General features: G+C 70.6%; 19 protein-coding genes. 18 read left to right on the top strand and 1 reads right to left on the bottom strand.

Going from position 1 to position 19,244, the window contains the following annotated elements:
- The first annotated feature begins 13 nt into the window (after positions 1 to 13).
- Genes VK92_RS16115 through VK92_RS16030 form a run of 18 tightly spaced genes read left to right on the top strand, consistent with a single transcriptional unit; the run spans position 14 to position 18,046 of the window.
- On the top strand, positions 14 to 1,117 hold the full coding sequence (locus VK92_RS16115; protein ID WP_048027497.1) for a hypothetical protein: 1,104 nt from the start codon (positions 14 to 16) through the stop codon (positions 1,115 to 1,117).
- Between the two features lie 58 nt (positions 1,118 to 1,175).
- Complete coding sequence (locus VK92_RS16110; protein ID WP_011350104.1) at positions 1,176 to 1,430, top strand: acyl carrier protein; 255 nt, start codon at positions 1,176 to 1,178, stop codon at positions 1,428 to 1,430.
- Positions 1,431 to 1,437: 7 nt separating this feature from the next.
- The gene (locus tag VK92_RS16105) at positions 1,438 to 2,340 is read left to right on the top strand and encodes a hypothetical protein (protein ID WP_048027501.1); all 903 of its coding nucleotides are present in this window, start codon (positions 1,438 to 1,440) and stop codon (positions 2,338 to 2,340) included.
- A 1-nt stretch (position 2,341) separates the two neighbouring features.
- Positions 2,342 to 2,974 (top strand): hypothetical protein, encoded by a 633-nt coding sequence (locus VK92_RS16100; protein WP_048027503.1) that lies wholly within the window; start codon positions 2,342 to 2,344, stop codon positions 2,972 to 2,974.
- On the top strand, positions 2,975 to 3,958 hold the full coding sequence (locus VK92_RS16095; protein ID WP_021164011.1) for a ferritin-like domain-containing protein: 984 nt from the start codon (positions 2,975 to 2,977) through the stop codon (positions 3,956 to 3,958).
- Between the two features lie 3 nt (positions 3,959 to 3,961).
- A complete protein-coding gene (locus tag VK92_RS16090; RefSeq protein WP_048027510.1) occupies positions 3,962 to 4,942 on the top strand; it encodes a ketoacyl-ACP synthase III family protein in 981 nt (326 codons plus the stop codon).
- Positions 4,932 to 6,107: a PLP-dependent decarboxylase gene (locus tag VK92_RS16085; RefSeq protein ID WP_048027515.1), complete on the top strand. Its 1,176-nt coding sequence runs from the start codon at positions 4,932 to 4,934 to the stop codon at positions 6,105 to 6,107. The genes VK92_RS16090 and VK92_RS16085 overlap by 11 nt, the downstream gene beginning before the upstream one ends.
- Positions 6,108 to 6,131: 24 nt before the next feature.
- Positions 6,132 to 7,706: an acyl-CoA ligase (AMP-forming), exosortase A system-associated gene (locus VK92_RS16080; RefSeq protein WP_048027516.1), complete on the top strand. Its 1,575-nt coding sequence runs from the start codon at positions 6,132 to 6,134 to the stop codon at positions 7,704 to 7,706.
- The gene (locus VK92_RS16075; RefSeq protein ID WP_048027520.1) at positions 7,703 to 8,794 is read left to right on the top strand and encodes a hypothetical protein; all 1,092 of its coding nucleotides are present in this window, start codon (positions 7,703 to 7,705) and stop codon (positions 8,792 to 8,794) included. Before VK92_RS16080 ends, VK92_RS16075 begins: the two co-directional genes overlap by 4 nt.
- Complete coding sequence (locus tag VK92_RS16070) at positions 8,794 to 10,644, top strand: acyl-CoA dehydrogenase (RefSeq protein ID WP_048027525.1); 1,851 nt, start codon at positions 8,794 to 8,796, stop codon at positions 10,642 to 10,644. Before VK92_RS16075 ends, VK92_RS16070 begins: the two co-directional genes overlap by 1 nt.
- Position 10,645: 1 nt before the next feature.
- Positions 10,646 to 11,890, top strand: a complete 1,245-nt coding sequence (locus tag VK92_RS16065) for a citrate/2-methylcitrate synthase (protein WP_048027526.1) — start codon at positions 10,646 to 10,648, stop codon at positions 11,888 to 11,890.
- Positions 11,891 to 11,928: 38 nt separating this feature from the next.
- Entirely contained in the window at positions 11,929 to 12,591 is a 663-nt protein-coding gene (locus VK92_RS16060) for a class I SAM-dependent methyltransferase (RefSeq protein ID WP_021160286.1), read from the top strand.
- Between the two features lie 3 nt (positions 12,592 to 12,594).
- Entirely contained in the window at positions 12,595 to 13,668 is a 1,074-nt protein-coding gene (locus VK92_RS16055) for a TauD/TfdA family dioxygenase (RefSeq protein WP_048027529.1), read from the top strand.
- 13 nt (positions 13,669 to 13,681) lie between these two features.
- The gene (locus tag VK92_RS16050) at positions 13,682 to 14,695 is read left to right on the top strand and encodes an ATP-binding cassette domain-containing protein (protein WP_048027530.1); all 1,014 of its coding nucleotides are present in this window, start codon (positions 13,682 to 13,684) and stop codon (positions 14,693 to 14,695) included.
- On the top strand, positions 14,688 to 15,767 hold the full coding sequence (locus VK92_RS16045) for an ABC transporter permease (protein ID WP_027792024.1): 1,080 nt from the start codon (positions 14,688 to 14,690) through the stop codon (positions 15,765 to 15,767). Before VK92_RS16050 ends, VK92_RS16045 begins: the two co-directional genes overlap by 8 nt.
- 52 nt (positions 15,768 to 15,819) lie before the next feature.
- Positions 15,820 to 16,362: a hypothetical protein gene (locus VK92_RS16040; protein ID WP_048027531.1), complete on the top strand. Its 543-nt coding sequence runs from the start codon at positions 15,820 to 15,822 to the stop codon at positions 16,360 to 16,362.
- 2 nt (positions 16,363 to 16,364) lie between these two features.
- Complete coding sequence (locus VK92_RS16035; RefSeq protein ID WP_048027533.1) at positions 16,365 to 17,783, top strand: FAD-binding oxidoreductase; 1,419 nt, start codon at positions 16,365 to 16,367, stop codon at positions 17,781 to 17,783.
- Between the two features lie 32 nt (positions 17,784 to 17,815).
- Entirely contained in the window at positions 17,816 to 18,046 is a 231-nt protein-coding gene (locus VK92_RS16030) for a hypothetical protein (RefSeq protein WP_122982891.1), read from the top strand.
- Positions 18,047 to 18,367: 321 nt separating this feature from the next.
- On the opposite strand, the gene VK92_RS16025 is transcribed toward VK92_RS16030, so the two are convergent.
- Positions 18,368 to 19,222 carry a peptidylprolyl isomerase gene (locus tag VK92_RS16025; RefSeq protein WP_048027538.1) on the bottom strand — a complete coding sequence of 285 codons (855 nt, stop codon included), beginning with the start codon at positions 19,220 to 19,222 and terminating at the stop codon, positions 18,368 to 18,370.
- Positions 19,223 to 19,244 lie beyond the last annotated feature (22 nt).

Genomic DNA, 19,244 nt, shown 5'->3' with positions numbered 1-19,244 from the left:
GGAACCCCGCCCCATGTCCACGCTTTCCGCCCCCGCTTCGTCCGTCGACCTGCCCGCACCGCTGCTGCTGCGCGTGGCCGACCAGGCCGCGTATCCGGTGCTGCGCCACCTCGACTCGATCGGCACCATCGGCACGCCGCCGCGCGCGGCCGCCCGGCTCGTCGAGGCGGCCGCCGTGCGGCTGCTCGACAGCGAGATGGTGATCGCGCTGCGCGCCGCCACGCCGGACGTGCTGCCCGATTCATCCGCATCGACGCCGCTGCGGCACGACGAGGCGCCGCTCACCGAAGCGCTGCTCGGCCAGATCGAACGCGAAGGATTTCACCACCTGTTCAAGCCGTTCATGCGTGCGTTCATCCGCATCATGTTCGGGCTGTTCTTCTCCGACGACCAGAACCGTCGCGCATGCGACTGCATCGACAGCGGCCACAACTTCGCGTTCCTGATGAGCGACGGCGGCGGCCCGACCCTCGCCGCCTGGCGCACGGTCGTGCGCAGCGACGATAACGGCCTTGCGCTCACCGTCGACAAGGTGTGGGGCATCGAAGCGCATCGCGACTGCATGGCGGTCGTCGCCGCGCGGTTGCCGGGCGTGATGTTCCCGGCCGCGTACCTCGTGTGGCCCGACGAATACCGCAAGCTCGAGCGCACGACCTGCGGCGCGCCGTTCCTGGCGGGCAACCTGCAGCTCGCGAACGTCGGCGGCCAGGTGCGCGTGAGCGCCGAGGATCGCCTGCGGATCGGCGGCCCGACCGTGTTCAACAAGTACCTGACCGTCGTGCGCCCCTACTTCGTCCGCGCGCTGATGGCGCACGTCGAATGGCTCGCGCAAACCGGCCGCGTCGAGCTCGACGCCGACGCGCGCGCCGTCCACCGCTTCATCGCGGACGCCGCACGCAGCCAGACCGACGACGCGCACTACAGCTTCGGCAAGGTGCAGCGCGTGCTCGCGATCAAGCTGCTGTCGAACGAGTTCCTGACGGCGCTCGTGCGCGACGGCCGGGTCGCGACGTTCGACGACCAGCGCGACCTGCTGGCGTTTTCGAAGATGGAAGGCAGTTCGTACCGTTGTTATCACGAGCTTCGCAAGAGCCTGCGCTGCGAAGCCGGCAGTTGACCCACGCGACAGGCCGATCGATCCCGATCAACCCACTTCATTACCAGGAGCTCCTCTCATGACGACCCAGAACGTTCCGGCCGACGCGCTCGACATCCTGTCCCGCGAAGTCGCGAAGATCCTCAATGTCGAGACCGTCGACACCGACGCCGGCATCGGCGAACTCGGCATCGATTCGCTGAACATCGTCGAGCTGATCGTGTTCTGCGAACAGCTCTACGGTTCGATCGACCCGGAAGCGCTGAACATCACGCAGTACACGACGCTGCAGCAGCTCGACGCGCAACTGCGCCGCCAGCAGCACGCCGCCTGACACGACGATGCTCGCGCCCCTTCCGACCGTGGCGGCCGCCGCCGCCGAGCCGCTCCCGGTGGCCCCGGCGGCCCCGGCGACCGCGCTGACCGTGCAGGCGCTCGCGTACCGGCGCGTCGCGCCGTCACGCGACGGCGCGGCCGTGCCGCTCGACGACACGGCCCGCGCGATCGGCGCGCTCGCGTGCGCCGAACGCGAGCGGCTGTGCGGCGCGGTCGGCGCGGACGACTACGTGGTCAGCTCGACGATCCTGTCGATGCTGCTGATGAACGATTCGCCGCAGCATCGCGTGTTCGCGCAGGCGCTCGCCGGCGCGAACGACTACACGCCCGACTGGATGACCTGCTCGTACGAATGCGCGGGCTGGGGCTACGTGCTGCGCCGCGCGCTCGCCACCGCGGCCGAAACCGGGCCGCGCACGCTGCTGCTGCAGATCGTCGACGTCGACGTGCACGGCTATACGTACTGGCACGGCAACCCCGCGTGGGGGCGTTCGGGCTTCGGCGTGTGCACGCTGCTCATCGACGTCGGCCGCGAAGCGTCGCCGGCCGCACCGTCGGTGCTCGCGGACGCCGCGCCGCCGGCCAGCGCGGTCGTGCGGCTCGGCCGCGACATCCGCACCTTCTGCGCGGCCCGCCCCGGCGTGCACGCGGCGCTGCCGTTCTTTCCGGCGACGTCGCGCCGCGCGCTGCTCGCGTCGGTCGGCAAGACGCCGTTGCTGCCCGACGGCCACGGGCTGTTCGGCCATGCGTTCGGCAGCGATCCGTGGCTGTCGGTGCTGCTCGCGCATCGCGACGGCGACACGCCGCACCGCGCGGCCGTCTGCTCGCTCGCGCTGAACGGCTATTACGCGGTCGCCGACGTCGCATTCGCGCCGGACGCGACGTTCTCTCTCGACAGCGAGGCATGACATGGTGCGGCCCGTTCATTTCACCTACCGGATCGAGCGCGATGCGCGGCAGCCGGTCGCGGTCGCCGCGAGCGCGTACCGGATGCCGCTCGACACGCCGGCCGACTATGCGCGCGCCGCGCTCGCGGAAGCGGCCGGCGAACCGTACGACGCCGGCGATGCCGGCGACGCATCCGGCAGCGAGCGCCGCGTGCTGCTCGACCACGTCCAGTATTTCGCATTCCTTGCGGAAGTGTCCACGCGCATCCGCGACGCGGTGCATCCCGACGCACGCGTGTTCATCGAAGTCTGCGCGCCGTACTTCGGCGCGCTGCCGGCCGAACTGCTCGCGCCGCACGTGCTGCTCGGCGTGCACCTTTACGACGAGGCCCTGCGCGACGCCGCGCGGGGCGCGCCCGTCGTGTGGATCGGCGACCGGATCCTGCGCGATGCCGAGTTCTCCGGCGACAACCGCGTGTGCTGCGCGATCTGGCCCGCGCGGCTCGCCGATGCACTCGACGCGCAGCTGCGCGGCCCGTGGCCGTCGTATGCGATCCGCCTCGTGCCGCATCCGCCGACACCGCGCGCCGCCGCCGCGACGCTTACCGATTCCGCCCATCATTCCGGCGCCGCCGCGCGGCCGGGGAGACCCTAAATGACTGACACGCTCACCGTTATGCAGGACACGGCCGACATCCGCTGGTCGATGCCCGTCGACGCCCTGATGTCGAACGACTACGCGCTGCGCGAAGAGGCGCTGAACCGGCTCTACGAAAAGGCGAAGGCCGCGCAGTGGGACGTCGCGACCGACGTCGACTGGAGCCACGACCTCGACCCGGCGAATCCGCTCGGCATGCCCGACCCGACGCTGCTGATCTACGGCACCGAGCTGTGGAGCAAGCTGTCCGACGCCGACAAGCGCGAGGTGCGCCATCACGCGCAGGGCTGGCTGCTGTCGCAGATCCTGCACGGCGAGCAGGCCGCGCTGATCTGCGCATCGAAGCTCGCGTCGGCCGAGGATGGGCTGAGCGCGCGCCTGTGCGCCGCCGCGCAGATGATGGACGAAGCGCGCCACGTCGAGGCATACGCGAAGCTCGTCAACGAGAAACTCGACGTCAGCTACCCGATGAGCCGCTCGCTGAAGGGCCTGCTGCACGACACGATCACGAGCAGCGCGCTCGACATGACGAACCTCGGGATGCAGGTGCTCGTCGAGGGCATCGCGCTGTCGATCTTCCAGAGTGTCGTCGCTTACAGCACCGATCCGTTCATCAAGGATCTGTTCCTGCGGATCCAGCGCGACGAGGCGCGTCACTTCGCGGTCGGCCGGATCACGCTGTGCCGCGTGTATGCGGAGATGAGTTCGACCGAGCTGCGCGAGCGCGAGGAATTCGTCTGCGAAGGCGCGGCCGTGCTGTACGAGCACCTGTGCGCGGACGACATCTGGGAGCCGATGGGCCTGTCGAAGCGCGAATGCAGCGCGATGGTGCGCGAGTCGCCGGTCTCCAGCTCGATCCGCCGCTCGATCTTCCGGCGCCTGGTGCCGACGATCCGCGAGATGGGCCTGCTCACGCCGACCGTGCAGGCGACCTTCGAAAAACTCGATGTTCTCGACTACGCGGCGATGCCGCTCAACTGAACCATGACGAACTCCTCCCAGGCGTCACGCGATTTCTGGATCGGCATCGACGCGGTGGCCTACGAGCTGCCGGGCCTGCCCGTCGACATCGAGGCATGGGCCGCCGAGCGCGACTACCCGGCGCAACGGGCCGCGGCGATCGCGCAGTCGGGCAGCCGCTACTTCCACATGGCGCTCGACACGAGCGAGACCGATCTCGCGATCGCGGCGGCGGGCCGCCTGCTCGACACCGCGCGCGTGCATCCGTCCGACATCGGCGCGATCGTCCACGTGCACACGCAGCAGTTCAGCGTGCCGCCCGCGCCGCGCAGCCTGCCGCACGAGCTCGCCGCGCAGCTCGGCATCGAGCCGCTGTGGCTCGGCTCGGTCGCGCAGCTGAACTGCGTGTCGGTCGCGGCCGGCATCGAGACCGTTCGCGCGCTGATGCGCCGTTATCCGCAACTCGACGCGGCGCTCGTCGTGTCGTCCGACCGCGTGTACGGCGAGGATTACCGGATGCGGCAGATGACGGGCGTGCAGTGCGACGGCGCGGCCGCGATGCTGATCGCGCGCAACAGCACGAAGAACCGGCTCGGCGGCATCGCGATCGAGACGCACGCGAAATGGCATCGCGGCTCGGACACCGTCGCCGCGAACGAGGCCGACCTGATCATGATGGAGTGGCCGTACACGCGCAAGGCGATCGACGCGGCGGTCGCGCTCGAACCGCATGCGCTCGACGCATACGAGCTCGTGCTGCCGCACAACGCCGACCTGCCGGGCTGGAACGCGCTGTGCCGCGCGATGCGCGTGCCGGCCGAGCGGCTGTATGCGGAGAACATCCATGCGCGCGGCCATGCGTGCTGCTCGGATTTCCCGATCAACCTGGCCGACGTCGGGCTCGACGCGGTCGCGCGCGGGCAGCGCGTGCTCGGCGTGATGCAGTCGAACTGCGGCGCGTATGCGGCCGCCACGCTCCATCCGGTGGGCCGCCATGACGCCTGAGCGCCAGCTTCCCCCCGCCGGCGACCACGCGTGGATCGCCGACCTGCGCACGCCGTGCTACGTGTACGAGCCGGAAGTCGCGATCGCGCGCTACCGGTCGCTGAAGGCGCGGCTCGGCACGCGGCTGATCGTGTCGCTGAAGGCGAACCCGAACCAGGACATGCTCGCGCGCTGTGCCCATGCGTACGAGGACGGCGTCGAACTCGCGAGCCGCGGCGAACTCGACGCGGTGATCGGCCGGATCAGGACGCCGCGCTACCTGAACAACCCGTCGATGGACGAGATGTTCATGCGTGCCGGGCTCGCGTCGCGCTGCCATTTCGTGCTCGACAACCCGGACGCGGTCGCGCGCTTCGTGCCGCTGGCGCGCGAAACCGCGGCCGGCGGCGGCACGCCGGGCCCGGTACTGCTGCGCGTGAACGCCGGCGCGCTGGCCGGCGACGACGCGCGGGCGCTGTGGCACGACCACTTCGGGATGACGCCGAACGAGGCGCACGACGCGGTGCGCACGCTCGCCGCCTCCGGCTTGCCCGTTGCCGGGCTGCACGTGTTCTCCGGCCCGCATTCGTTCATCCGCCAGGACGCGACGCAGCCCGACACGCTCGTGCTGCCCGAGCGGCTCGCGGCGCTCGCCCGCGATCTCGCGCCGGCCAACGGCGCACCGCTCGGCTCGCTGAGCCTCGGCGGCGGCTTCGCCGACGATCACCCGGGCGATGCCGCATTCGAGCGCTATGCGGCCGCGCTCGCCCCGCTGGCCGGCCGGTATTCGCTCGCGCACGAATCCGGCCGCGCGATCTTCGCCGACGCGGGCGTGTTCGCGACGCGCGTCGTCGCGGTCAAGACATGGCCGGACCGCACGATCGCCGTCTGCGACGGCGGGCTGTCGCATGCGTTCCTGCTCGCGCAGACCGAATCGGTGATGCGCCGGCTGGCCGCGCCGTCGCTCGTGCGCCGCACGCCTGCACCGCCCGCGCGCGGCGTGCCGACGATCTACGCCGGCAGCACGTGCAGCCGCGCGGACGTGATCGGCCGCGACGATACGGGCGCGCCGCCGCAGGTCGGCGACATCGCCGTGTTCGCGCGCTGCGGCGCCTATCACCGGACGTACTCGATGGCGCATTTCCTGTCCCACGAAGCCGCGCACGTGTACGTGCGGCCCGCCTAGACCCACCAGAGAGAGGAGCCGATCATGAACGCCCTGATCAGCATCGCCGACCTGCTCGACCACGGCGCCGCGCGCTGGCCGCATCATCCCGCGTATGCCGACGGCGGCGGCACGATGAGCTACGAACAGCTCGCGCGCGCGGTCCGCCGCGCGGCCGCCGCGCTCGCGTCGCGCGGCGTGCGGCCCGGCGAGCGCGTCGCGATCTACGCGCCGAAACGCATCGAAACCGTGGTCGCGATGCTCGCGGCCAACGCACTCGGCGCGATCTTCGTGCCGGTCAATCCGCAGTTGAAGGAAGCGCAGATCGAACACATCGTCGCCGACAGCGGCGCGGCGCTGTTCATGACCGGCGCGCAGCGATTGAAGCGCCTGCCGGCGCTCGCCGCGCTCGTCGGCACCCGCGCGATGCTGATCGAGGAGCTGGCCGATGCGATCGCCGCGTCCGACGCCGGCGCTCCGGCACCTTCGGCTGCCGGCCGCCCGGTCGACGACGATCCCGCCGCGCTGCTCTACACATCCGGCTCGACCGGCAAGCCCAAAGGCGTGGTCGTATCGCACCGCAACCTGGTGTCGGGCGCGTTCAGCGTCGCCGCGTACCAGGGGCTGGCCGACGACGACGTCGTGCTCGGCGTGCTGCCGCTCAGCTTCGACGCGGGCCTGAGCCAGCTCACGACCGCGCTGGCGTCCGGCGCGTGCTACACGCCGCTCGACTTCCTGCAGCCGGCCGAAGTGCCGCGCCATTGCGACGCGTTCGGCGTCACGTCGATCACCGGCGTGCCGCCGCTGTGGATGCAGCTCGCGTCGGCCGGCTGGAGCGAAACGGCGCGCACGCGAATCCGCCGCTTCGCGAACACCGGCGGCCATCTCGCGACGCCGCTGCTGCACCGCCTGCAGGCGCTGTTCACGCATGCCGCGCCGTACCTGATGTACGGATTGACCGAAGCGTTCCGTTCGACGTACCTGCCGCCGGCCGACGCGGCGTTGCGCCCGACGTCGATCGGGAAGGCCGTGCCGAACGCCGAGATCCTCGTGCTGCGTGCGGACGGCAGCGAATGCGCGGCCGACGAGCCCGGCGAACTCGTGCATCGCGGCGCGTTCGTCACGCTCGGCTACTGGAACCGGCCCGAGCTGACCGCGCAGCGCTTTCGCCCGCTGCCGCGCCGGCACGGCGAGATCCCGCGCCCCGACGTCGCGGTGTGGTCCGGCGACATCGTGCGGCGCGACGCCGACGGCTACCTGTATTTCGTCGCGCGCGGCGACGACATGATCAAGACCTCCGGCTACCGCGTGAGCCCGACCGAAGTCGAGGACGTGCTGTTCGCGCTGCCCCACATCCGCGAGGCTGCGGTGTTCGGCGTGCCGCACGCATCGCTCGGCGAGGCGATCGCCGCGTGCGTCGTGTCGACGCTCGACGCCGACGCGTGCCGCGCCGACATCGCACGCGCATGCCGCGACGCGTTGCCGACCTACATGAGCCCGCTCGTCGTCGAACCGCTGCCCGCGCTGCCGCGCAACCCGAACGGCAAGATCGACCGCCCCGCGCTGAAAAACCAGTATCGCGACGCGTTCGCGCGCACGAACGAGGAGACCGCCGCATGACCCTGTCGACGCTCGAAGAAACCTGCCTCGGCGCGCGCCGCGTCGCCGCGCCCGGCACGCTCGCCCTGTCCGGCGGCGTCGTGGTGCTGCCGCCCGCCGTCGTGTTCAGCGCGATCCAGGCACAGGAGCGCCATCCCGGCTACCGGCACCTGCTGCTGCCGCAGGCGCGCTTCGCGCGGCCGCGCGGGATGGGCGCGCTGACGCCCGAGGAAGGCACGCGCCTCGCGCCGGGCGGCCGGCCCGCGCTGCGGGTCGCGCCGCCCGGGCGCAGCCTCGCCGATCTCGCCGCCGATGCCGCGCTCGACCTGCGCGACCAGCTCGGCTCCGGGCAACTGGCCCGCACGACCCACGTGATCGTCGCGAGCTGCGCGCTCAACGAAGGCATCGGCGACTCGGTCGTCGGCCGCATGCAGTACGAACTCGGCCTGCAACGGGTGACGCCGTTCGCGCTCGGCCAGAACGGCACGCTCGGCTGGTATTCGGCGCTGATGCTGCTCGACGGGCTGCTCGACGAAGGCGACCAGGCGCTCGTGATCCTCAGCGACAAGTGGCTATATCCGTTCTTCCGCCAGTTCGGCGACCTGGTCGGCTATGGCGACGCGGCCGCCGCGCTGCTCGTGTCGCGCGCGGGCCCGGCGCCCGAGCCGGCCGACTGGGGCGGCGTGCGGTCCGTCGCGCTCGAGTTCGGGCCGTCGATCGCCGATCCGTGGGCCGACGCGCCGGGCGCGCTGCGCGACACGCTCGCGCCGGTCGCCGCGCGCGCGATCCGCCGCGCGCTGGACATGGCCGGGCTGCGCGCCGATCAGATCGACTGGTGCGTGCCTCCCGGCTTCGATCCCGGCTTCGCGGCGCGCGTGGCCGACGCCGCGTCGATCCCGGTCGGCGCGCGGATTCAGCACGACGGCTCGGGCCACCTGTCGTCGGCCGAATCGGCGGCTGCGCTGATCCGGCTCGCCGGTGCGCTCGACGAAGGCGAGCGCCGCACGGTGCTCGTGTGGGATGCGGCACTGCATGGCGCGGCGGCGGCGGCCGTCGTCGACCTCGCCGGCGGCCTCGATGCCGCACTCGATATCGAAGGAGACGCATGATGAGCGCCTACAAGGTCAGCCTGCGCGAATTGCGCTTCTTTCTGTGGGAACTGTTCGAAGCCGACAAGCAGTTCCTGGCGGAACACGGCCTGTACGGCACCCACGACCGCGCATCGATCGACGCGCTGCTCGAACGCGCGCGCGACTTCGCGCTCGACCTCGGCCGCAGCTACCAGCAGGCCGACATCGAAGGCTGCACGCTGCTCGACGACGGCCAGGTGCGCATTCCGTCGCATTTCCACGCGTTGTGGGCGCGGTTTCGCGACGAATGGTCGAACACGCTGTTCGGCACCGCGCACGGGCTACCGCCGATCGTCACGCAGATGATCTACGAGATGTTCATGGGCGCGAACCCGTCGTTCATGACGTACGGCGGCTTCACGCGCCCCGCGATCAAGCTGCTGCAGATGCACGGCACGCCGCACCAGAAGGCGCTGATCGCGCCGCTCGAGGCGTACCGCTGGGATGCGTGCTTCTGCGCGACCGAGCCGCAGGCCGGCACCGACCTCACCGCGGTCGCGCTGCGCGCGACGCCGCTCGAACGCGACATCTACGCGATCGACGGCGAGAAGGTCTACATCTCTGCCGGCATGCACGAGCTGACCGAGAACACGCTGTATTTCGTGCTCGGCCGCATCGACACGGCGTCGCCCGATTCCTTCTCGCTGTCGTGCCTCGTCGTGCCGCGCTTCTGGCCGGACGAGGAAACCGGCGAATTGCAGCCGAACCACGTCGACTGCATCGGCCTGCCGCGCAAGATGGGGCTCAAGGGCTGCGCGAACACGCACCTCGTGTTCGGCGCGAACGGCACGACCCGCGGCTGGCTGCTCGGCGGCCGGCGCAACGTCGGCCTGCTGCAGCTGATGCCGCTGATGAACCAGGCGCGGATGAGTACCGGGATGTTCGGCGTCGGCGTCGCGTCGAGCGCGTACCTGCACGCGGTCGAGTATGCGGGCCGCCGGCTGCAGGGCCGGCCGATCGAGCGCGCGTCGAACACGAATGCCGCGCGCGTTGCGATCGTCGAGCACGCGGACGTGCAGCGCATGCTGGTCGACATGAAAAGCCGCGTCGACGGCTGCCGCGGCCTGCTCGGCAAGCTCGCCGCGACCGCGACGCGCGCGGCGATGCTCGAAGCGACACCCGACGCCGATCCGGCCGAGATCGAGCGCCATCGCAAGCTCCAACTGCTGCTGACGCCGGTCTGCAAGGCGTTCATCTCCGACCAGGCGTGGCGGATCTGCGAAACCGCGATCCAGGTGCACGGCGGGCTCGGCTACACCGACGCGAGCCCCGTCGAGCAGAACGCGCGCGACGTGAAGATCCTGTCGATCTGGGAAGGCACGAACTACATCCAGGCGCAGGACCTCGTGCGCGACAAGCTCGGCTTCGGCCGCCATTCGCGGCTGATCCAGTACTACCGCGACGAGCTCGACGTGTTCCTCGCGCGCCAGCATCACACGGGCACGCATGCGGAGCTGCGCCCGCTGTTCGACGCGCTGCGCACGGGCGCCGACCGGATCGCCGCCGCGCTCGACGACATCGCGCGCGACGTGCAGGACGGCCACACGCACCGCAGCAGCCAGTTCTACACGCGTTTTCTCGAGATGTTCGGCGTCGTCACGTCGGCGTGGGTGCTGCTCGAATCGGCGACGATCGCCGCGCGCCGGCTCGACGCGCCGGACACGGCCGACACGCCGGCCGAACTCGCGTTCTATCGCGGCAAGCTGAAAAGCGCGCGCTACTACTTCGCGAACGTGCTGCCCGTGGTCGACCAGCACGCGGCCGTGATCGCCGCGATGGCGCACGCGGCGATCAGCGTCAGCAGCGAAGAACTCGTGCAGGCGGAATGACATGGACACGACACTCGATTCCGGCGCGAACGCTTCGGCCGCCTCGACCGGCGACGCCCCGCGCAACCTGCTCGGCCGCCCCGCAACGCGCCATCGCGGCACCGACATCGACGGCGCGACGCTCGAGCCCGAGGCGCTGCGCGTGCGCGATCTCGACCTGAACGCGCTGATCGGCGCAACGACGTTCGAAGGCGCGCTCGCGCACCTGTGGTTCGACGTCGCGCCCGGCAACGCGGCTCATGGCAAGCACGAGGCGGCGATCCGCACGCGGCTCGCGGCGTTCGCTGCGGCGCTGGCGCCCGGCTCGGCCGCGCAGTCCGTCGCCGCGGATCTCGGCGCGGCGTGTGTCGCGCCGGTGTTCGCGGCCGCGTCCGGCCTGTTGCGCGGCTTCGACGACGTGACGGCACGCATGCCCGGCAACGCGCCGGACGACGCCGATCTCGACACGATGCTGCTGTGCGCGGCCGCCGCGCCGTTCCTGCTGCATGCGGCGATCGAAGGCCGTCCGTTTGCGGCCGGCACCGACGGCGGCGCTTCGCTCGATACCGCCGCGACGCAAGCGCAACGCATGCTCGTGCTGACCGGCGCGACGCGCCACGATGCGCAGGCTCAAGCGGCAATGGACATGCTGCTCGTCGCGTGGCACGCCGGCTTCGGCTACATCACGCCGACCGTGCTCGCACCGCGCGTCGCGATCGGCACCGGCGTCACGCTCACGCAGGCGATCGCGTCCGGTTTCCTCGCGAGCGGCCCGTCGCACGTCGGCGCGGCACTCGAAGCGATGCACTGGCTCGCCGCGCTCGCACGCTCGGTCCCGGGCGGCATCGACGCACCGCCCGCCGCGCTCGACGCCGCCGGCCGCGCGGCGATCGATGCGGCGCTCGACGCGAAACACACGCTGTACGGCTTCGGCCATCCGCTGTTCGTCGCCGATCCGCGTCCGCCGCACATGCGCGGCCTGTTCGCCGCGCACGGCTTCGACGGTGCATACGTGACGCTTTTCGACGCGTGCTGCGCGCAGGCCGACGCCCGCCGCGCGTTGCGGCCGAACATCGATTTCCTGACGGCCGCGACGCTGCTCGAACTCGGTGTCGCCGCGCCGTCGTGGGGCGTCGGTGTCGGGCTCGGCGCGCGCATCGCGGCGATGGCCGCGCATGCGGTCGAGCGCCGGCGACGCCCGGCCTTCGGCGTCAACAGCGCGACCGCGCGACGGCTGCTGGCCGCCGTGCCGGTCGGCTGGTTGTGAACCTTCATCCATCGGCACCATTCAGCAAAAGGAACGTCATGCTGCTCAAGAACCTGCGCCCGGCGAACGACTACGATCGCTTCGCCACCGAAACGCTCGAACCGTGGGACCTGCTGTTCATCAGCCGCATCCGCCAGCTCGCGCGCGGGATGACGCCCGGCGTGATCGCCGACATCGGCACGGCCACCGGCGTCGTGCCGGTGCGGCTCGCCACCGACCCGGCGATGCGCGGCTGGCGCTACGTCGGCATCGACCTCGATCCGGCGATGCTCGACGAAGGCCGCCCGCGCATCCGCGAACTCGATCTCGACGACACGATCGAGATGCGCGTCGGCGACGCGCTCGCGCTGCCGTTCGACGACGGCACGCTGACGATGGCCGTCGGCCGCGCGACGCTGCACCACCTGCCCGACAAGGCGCTCAGCCTGACCGAGATGTATCGCGTGCTGGAGCCGGGCGGCATCGCGCTCGTGCACGACATGCGCCGCGACGCGCCGCAGCACCTGCTCGACCGCTTCACCGAGATGCGCGCCGCCGCCGACTATCCGCCGACCCACGTCGAGGAAAAGATCACGCTCGACGAAGCGCATGCGCTCGTCGCCGAAGCCGGCCTCGCGGACGTCGCGTCGATCTACAGCCCGAGCGCCGGGCTCGGCGCGCTCGGCTTCGAGATCCTGCTGAAGAAACCGGCGCTGGCCTGAGCGATGACCGACCTCGCCTTTCTCGCCGCGCACGCCGCCGTGCGGCTCGGCGCCGACGACGTGCACTGCGCGGCGGTCGCGCCCGGCGCAACGCTGCCGCTGTGCGTGACGCCGCGCAGCGCCGAGCTCGCGACCTCGCCGGAAATGTTCGTCGCGTGGTACCGCTCGCGGCTCGACACGATCGACACGCTGCTCGACGCGTGCGGCGCGCTGCTGTGGCGCGGTTTCGCGGTGCCCGACACCGCCGCGTTCGGCCGCCTCGGCGCGCTGTATCCGGCGCACGCGAACGGTTACACGGCGGGCGCCGCGCCGCGCAAGCAGATCGACGGCCAGGTGTACGAATCGACCCGCATGCCGCCGCCGTTCAAGATCGGCCTGCATCAGGAGATGGCCTACATGCCCGCGTTCCCGCGCCTCGTCGCGTTCTATTGCCGGCAGCCGGCCGATGCGGGCGGCGAAACGCCGATCTGCGACATGCGGCGCGTGACGGCGCGCGTGCCGGCCGCGCTGCGCGAACGGTTCGCCGCGCGCGGCGTGATGTACCTGCGCAACTTCGCGGCGCCCGGCGATCGCGCGGACGGCCTCGCCGCCAACCCGAACCTGCCGTTCGCCGAATACCACCGGCCGTGGCACGACGCGTTCGGCACGCGCGACCGCGACGAGGTCGAGCGGCTGTGCGCGGAACGCGGCGTCGGCTGCCGCTGGCTCGACGACGGCAGCGTGACCGTGTCGCACGTCGGCAGCGCGCTGCGCGCGCATCCGCGCACCGGCGAAACCGTCTGGTTCAACCAGGCCAGCGCGCAGCACCCGAACCCGCGCTCGATGGGCGAGCTCAGCTACCGCTACCTGCAGCGCATGTACGGCGCGCGCGCCGCGTTCCCGTACGAGATCCGCTACGGCGACGGCTCGCCGATGCCGTTCGACGATCTCGTCGCGATCTACGATGCGTTCGACGAAGAGGAGCTCGCCTTCCCGTGGCAGGCCGGCGACGTGCTCGTCGTCGACAACATGCTGGTTGCGCACGGCCGCAACCCGTACCGGGGCGCGCGCGACACGCAGGTCATGCTGTTCGACTGACAGGAAGCCGACGATGAGCGATTCGTTCCTCGCCTCCGTGCGCGCGCTGTTCGGCCCGCACACCGCGTTCGACCGGCCGCTGCGCACGGCCTCGCAGCCGCTGCCCGATGCGCACGCGCCGGGTGCGGCGCTCGGCGCGCGCGCGATCGACGTCGCGGCCGGCGATTTCCGTTTCTCCGCGCGGCACGTGCGGTTCCGGCTCGGCGCGGTCACGGCGATCGTCGGGCCGAACGGCTCCGGCAAGACCACGCTGCTCGAAACGCTGCTCGGCTTCCGGCGCGGCGGCACCGACGTGCGCGTGCTCGACGTGCCGGCCGCGCGCTTCATGCGCGACACGCCGTCGCTGCGACGGCTCGGCGCGCAGCTGCAGAAGGTCGAGTATCCCGACCATCTCCGCGTGTCGGAGATCGTCGCGCTGCACCGCGCGATGTACGTGCATGCGGACGCCGCGGTCACCGAGGCGCTCGGCATCGCCGAACTGCTCGACAAGCCGTGCCGCGCGCTGTCGAAGGGGCAGCGCCAGCGCGTGGATCTCTACGTGGCGCTCGCGCACCGCCCCGAACTGGCCGTGCTCGACGAACCGTTCACCGGCCTCGACCGTCGTTATGCGGGCGTCGTGATCGACCTGCTGCGTCACCGCGCGCGCGGCACGAGCGTCGCGATGATCTGCCACGCCGAGGAGGAGCTTGCCGTCGTCGACGATCTCGTCTGGGTGCGCGACGGCGGCGTGCGCTACCAGGGCGACAAGGATGCGCTGCGCGCCCAGCTCGTCGGCGAAGCGCGCGCGGTCCTGCATTGCCGCGACGAAGCCGACGCGCGCGCGCTGCGCAAGCGGCTCGCGGCGCTGCCGGGCGTGACCGGCGTGCGCGTGTCGGCCGCGCACGTCGTCGAGGTGTTCGGCGATGCGACGCTGCATCCGAACGTGCACCGCATCGTCGGCGAACAGGGCATCCAGCATCTCGCGCTTGCGCCGAGCACGCCGGGCGACCTGCTGCGCCTCTGTACCGAGGGCCCCGTTCATGACTAAGGTGTTCCTGATTCTCGTGCGCAACGAGCTGCTCGGTTATCTGCGCAGCCGCTCGTCGCTGTTCTGGACGCTCGTGTTCCCGGTGTTCCTGCTGAGCGTGATGCTGTTCGCGTTCGGCGGATCGGGGTCGCTCGGCACCGCCGACATCGCGTTCGACGTGCCCGGCGGCGCGACGCCGTACAGCCGCGCATGCGAAGCGCAGATCGTCGCCAGCCTCACGCACAGCGACACGGTGAAGGCGACCTTCGGCGGGCGCGGCGCGGCGGCCGATCGCGTGACCGTCGTGCTCGGCGCCGACGAGCGCACGCCGGCGACGATCCGCTACGACTTCAACGGCTCGCTCGCGGTCAAGGCCGCGTCGCGCGTCGTCGAGATCGCGCTCGCCCGCTGCGCCGCGCAGCGGCTCGGGTTGCCGGCCGCGCAGGCGCGCTTCGAGAACGCGGCACCGGCACGCCGCCCGTTCGACTATGGCGCGTTCTTCGCGACCGGCATTCTCGTGATGGCGTTCATGGCGATCGGCCTGAACTCGACGACCACCGCGATCGCGTCGCTGCGCGAACGCAATACCTTCAAGCTGTACGTGTGCTTCCCGGTCTCGCGCGGCGTGTTCCTCGCCGCGCTGATCGTCGCGCGGATGGTGATGATGGCGCTGTCGGCGCTCGTGCTGCTGACGGTCGCACGCGTCGCGTTCGGCATCGCGCTGCCGATCGCGACGCCGGACGGGCTGCGTGCATTGCCGATCGTGCTGCTCGGCGCGGCGATGGTGCTCAGCATCGGCGTGCTGCTCGCGAGCCGCACGCGGTCGCTCGCGGCCGCCGAACTCGCGTGCAACGTCACCTACTACCCGCTGCTGTTCTTCAGCGACCTGACGATCCCGATGCACGACGCACCGGCCTGGCTCAAGGCGGTACTCGCATTCCTGCCGACCAACCAGTTCGCCGTCGCGCTGCGCGGCGCGCTGGTCGACGGCGCCCCGTACGCGCAGCTCGCGCCGCAACTGCTCGGCATGACCGCGAGCACGGCGCTGTTCCTGTTCGCCGCCGCGCGGCTGTTCCGCTGGCACGACGCATGACGCATGACGCGTCGCCCATCGTTTCGACGTTTCGACGAAGGAGAATCTCCCGATGAAATCGAGCAATCCCATCACCGACTACCTGCTGCACGTGAGCAACTTCCTGCCGGCGATCGTGTTCCTGTTCTACGGCCGGCTCGGGCCCGGACAGCCGGACGTGCGCTGGACGCACGCGTTCCTGATCGGCGGCGTGCTCGCGCTCGTGCACGGCGCATGGCTGATCCGCCGCGCGGACCGCAACAGCATCGCGATCGGCGTCGACCTGTTCCTCGTGATCGGCGCGGTGCTGGCGCTCGTGTCGCCGACAGGTAGCCGTTTGTGGGGAGAAGAACTCGGGCCGGCCGCGATGCTCGTCTGCGTGCTGGTCGTCGGCATCGTGCATACCGCGTGGTCGGACGGCGGGTTCGTCGACGGCACCTTCGTCGACCATGCGCGCGCCCGTTCGCTGTCGATCGTGCTGCTCGCCGTCACCGTCGTCGCGCTCGCGGTGTCGATCGCGATGCGCAACAGCCCGCTGTGGGGCGGCGTCGTGCCGCTGATCGCGCTGGTCGTCGTGCGCGGCCGCCTGCGCAAGCAGCTCGTGCGGGCCGGCTGACGATGAGCGCGCTGCCCGACCGTGCCGCGCAACGGCACGCGCTCGCCGCGACGCTCGGCGACGGCTGGCTCGACGGTGCGTCGGCCGAAGCCTGCGAGCCGTACGCGATGGACGTGACGCGACACGGCGGCCTCGCGCTCGGTGTCGCGCGGCCGGCGTCGACCGCCGACACGAGCGCGCTCGCGCGGGTCGCCGTCGCGCACCGCGTCGCGCTCGTCGCGCAGGGGGCGCGGACCGGGCTCGTCGGCGCCGCCGTGCCCGATCGCAGCGGCACGCAATGCGTGGTGTCGTTCGACCGGATGCGCGCCGTTCGCGCGTTCGACGCGGCGAATCGCAGCATCACGGTCGAGGCCGGCGCGCGGCTGTCCGACATCAACCGCGCGGCGGCCGACGCCGGCCTCTGCCTGCCGATCGACCTCGGCAGCGATCCGGCGGCCGGCGGCCTCGTCGGCGCCAACGCGGGCGGCAGCCGGCTGATCAAGTACGGCGACGTGCGCCGCAACGTGCTCGGCGTCGAAGTCGTGCTCGCCGACGCGGCGGGCACCGTGATCGACACGCTCGCGCCGCTGCGCAAACGCAACGCGGGCTTCGACGTCACGCAATGCTTCATCGGCGCGAACGGCGCCCACGGGCTCGTGACGGCCGTGTCGTTCGCGCTCGCACCACTCGAACGGTCCTCGTGTGCCGCGTTCGTCGCGTTTGCGTCGTACGACGCGGCGCTCGCCGGGCTGCTCGCGTTCGAGCGCGCGTTCGGCGAGATGCTGTCGGCGTTCGAATTCATGTCGGTCGCGGCCGTCGGTTGCGTCGCCGCCGCGTTTCCGGCGCTGCGCATTCCGTTTGAAGCGGATGCCGCCGCATGCTACGCGCTCGTCGAGATCGCGACCGGCATGCCGGGGCTCGACGGGCTGCTCGAGGAACGCGCGATTGCGACGCTCGACACGCTGGCGGGCGAACGCGTGGTACTCGACGCGGCTTGCGCGCCGGCCGAACGGTTCTGGCGGATCCGCGATGCACTGCCGGTTGCGGTTGCGCAGCACGGCATTCCGCTGTCGTTCGACGTGTCGTTTCCGCGCGGCGCGCTGGCCGCATTCGTCGCCGATGCCGAGCAATGGATCGCGGCGGCGCATCCGTCGCTGCGCTGCCACGCATTCGGTCATTTCGGCGACGGCGGCTGCCATCTCGTCGTGTCGATCCCCCACGCCGGTGCGGAACGCTACGGGCCGCTGCAGCAGGTGGCGCTGCGCGGCGCGCTGTACGAGCGCGTCGTGCGGGCCGGCGGCTGCTTCAGCGCGGAGCATGGGGTCGGGCCGGTCAACGTCGCGTATTACCGCAAGCACGTGCCGGCCGCGCATCGGGAACTCGCCGCCGCCGTCCAGCACGCCGTCGATCCGTTGGGGTTGATCGGGCGGGTGCGTTATTGATGCGCCGATTCGCGGCGCCAAGGAGAATTCGTATGATGTCGCCACATCCGCCCTGCCCGGGCCTCGTCAACGAGCCCGACGAAGATTCGTCGGTCCCGGGTATTCCAACTGCCTTGCCCGACTCGGGGGCGGTGGTCAACGTCCGTGGCGTCGCTTATGTCATCAAGCTGCCGCCGCACGATCATGCACGTCCGGCGCTGTGGCGCGAGCTAGCGGAGTGGCGCGACGAACGGTCGGCAGACGCGACCGACCCGGATGCGTAATCGGACCACGCGAAGCGCGCCCAACACATCGATCGATAGGTAAGCGACGCTGTCTGCGAAAAGATGCGACCACGGCGCACGCGACCGCCACAATAAATGGCTCAATGTCGACATTCGATCCGTTGGGCTTGCAAGGAAGCCTCCGAAATCGTGTCCACCGATCAACGCGAGCATCGTCAAACGCGTGCGTTGTCCGCTCGGAGCAGTCACTCAGGCCGGGTATTGTCGAGCAAACCGAAACGGACATGGGCACAGGCAGCAACTCAGCCGCGCAACGCGGTCGGTAATCGATGTGCGTTTGCGAAATACGCGCGGTTGCGTTTACTGTTGAATGGCTGCGTTCTTCATCAATCCACCGACGAAATTCGCCGTCGCCTTCTCGAGCGCCAACGCTTGCAGCTGCTGCTGAATCGTCGCCTTCGCCGCATCAAACGACGGCACCTGCGTCGGTCGCTTCGCGTCGACCTTGACGATCGCTCGCGGACCATTTACGTCGTTGCCAATTGCGATCGACTGCGAGGTTACGCCGCCTGCGGGCAACTGCGTGATCGCCTGTGCAACGGCGAGCGGCAATCCTTGCGTATTCCCGTCCGTCACTGGCATCTTGAAGCTCACCCACGGCAGCTCACCGCCGGCCGCAGCGGTGGGCGCCTGGCTGTACTGTCGTGCCAGCGCGTCGAACGACTGCCCCGCTTTCAGGCCGGCCAATACCGTCACAGCGGTCGCGGCATCTTTCGTCACGATGATGCGCGGCTTGACCTCGTCCTTGCCGAGCGATGCGACGATTTCATCGTATCGCGCCTTCACTTGTGCATCCGTGATCGGCTCAGGCTTCACGTTATCGCGCACGAAAAGTTGCGTCTCGGCTGTCGATTTCGCAAGCTGCATGGCTGCCTGCACTTCCGGCTTGCTGCCGTAGTTTGCTTTGTCCGCTGCTTGCTGGATCAGCACGCGCGCGATCAATTGGTTCTTGATCGCTTGACGAAACTGCGGCGTATCGGGCTGGCGCGACGCCTGCAACACGGCGTCGACCTCTGCCTTGGTGATCGGTGTACCGTTCACCGTTGCGACCGCACCCGCGGGCAACGCCGAGGTTTGTGTTTGCGCCTGGACAGGCAGCGCCAATTGCCAGGCAATCGTCGTCGCGATCAGAATTCGGTTGAACGTCGTCTGCATGCTTGATGCTCCTGCTTGTGTG

Source organism: Burkholderia sp. LK4, from assembly GCF_001043615.1.
GTDB lineage: Bacteria > Pseudomonadota > Gammaproteobacteria > Burkholderiales > Burkholderiaceae > Burkholderia > Burkholderia cepacia.
Note: the sequence above shows the minus strand (reverse complement) of the source record. Positions and strands in the feature narration are given on the sequence as shown.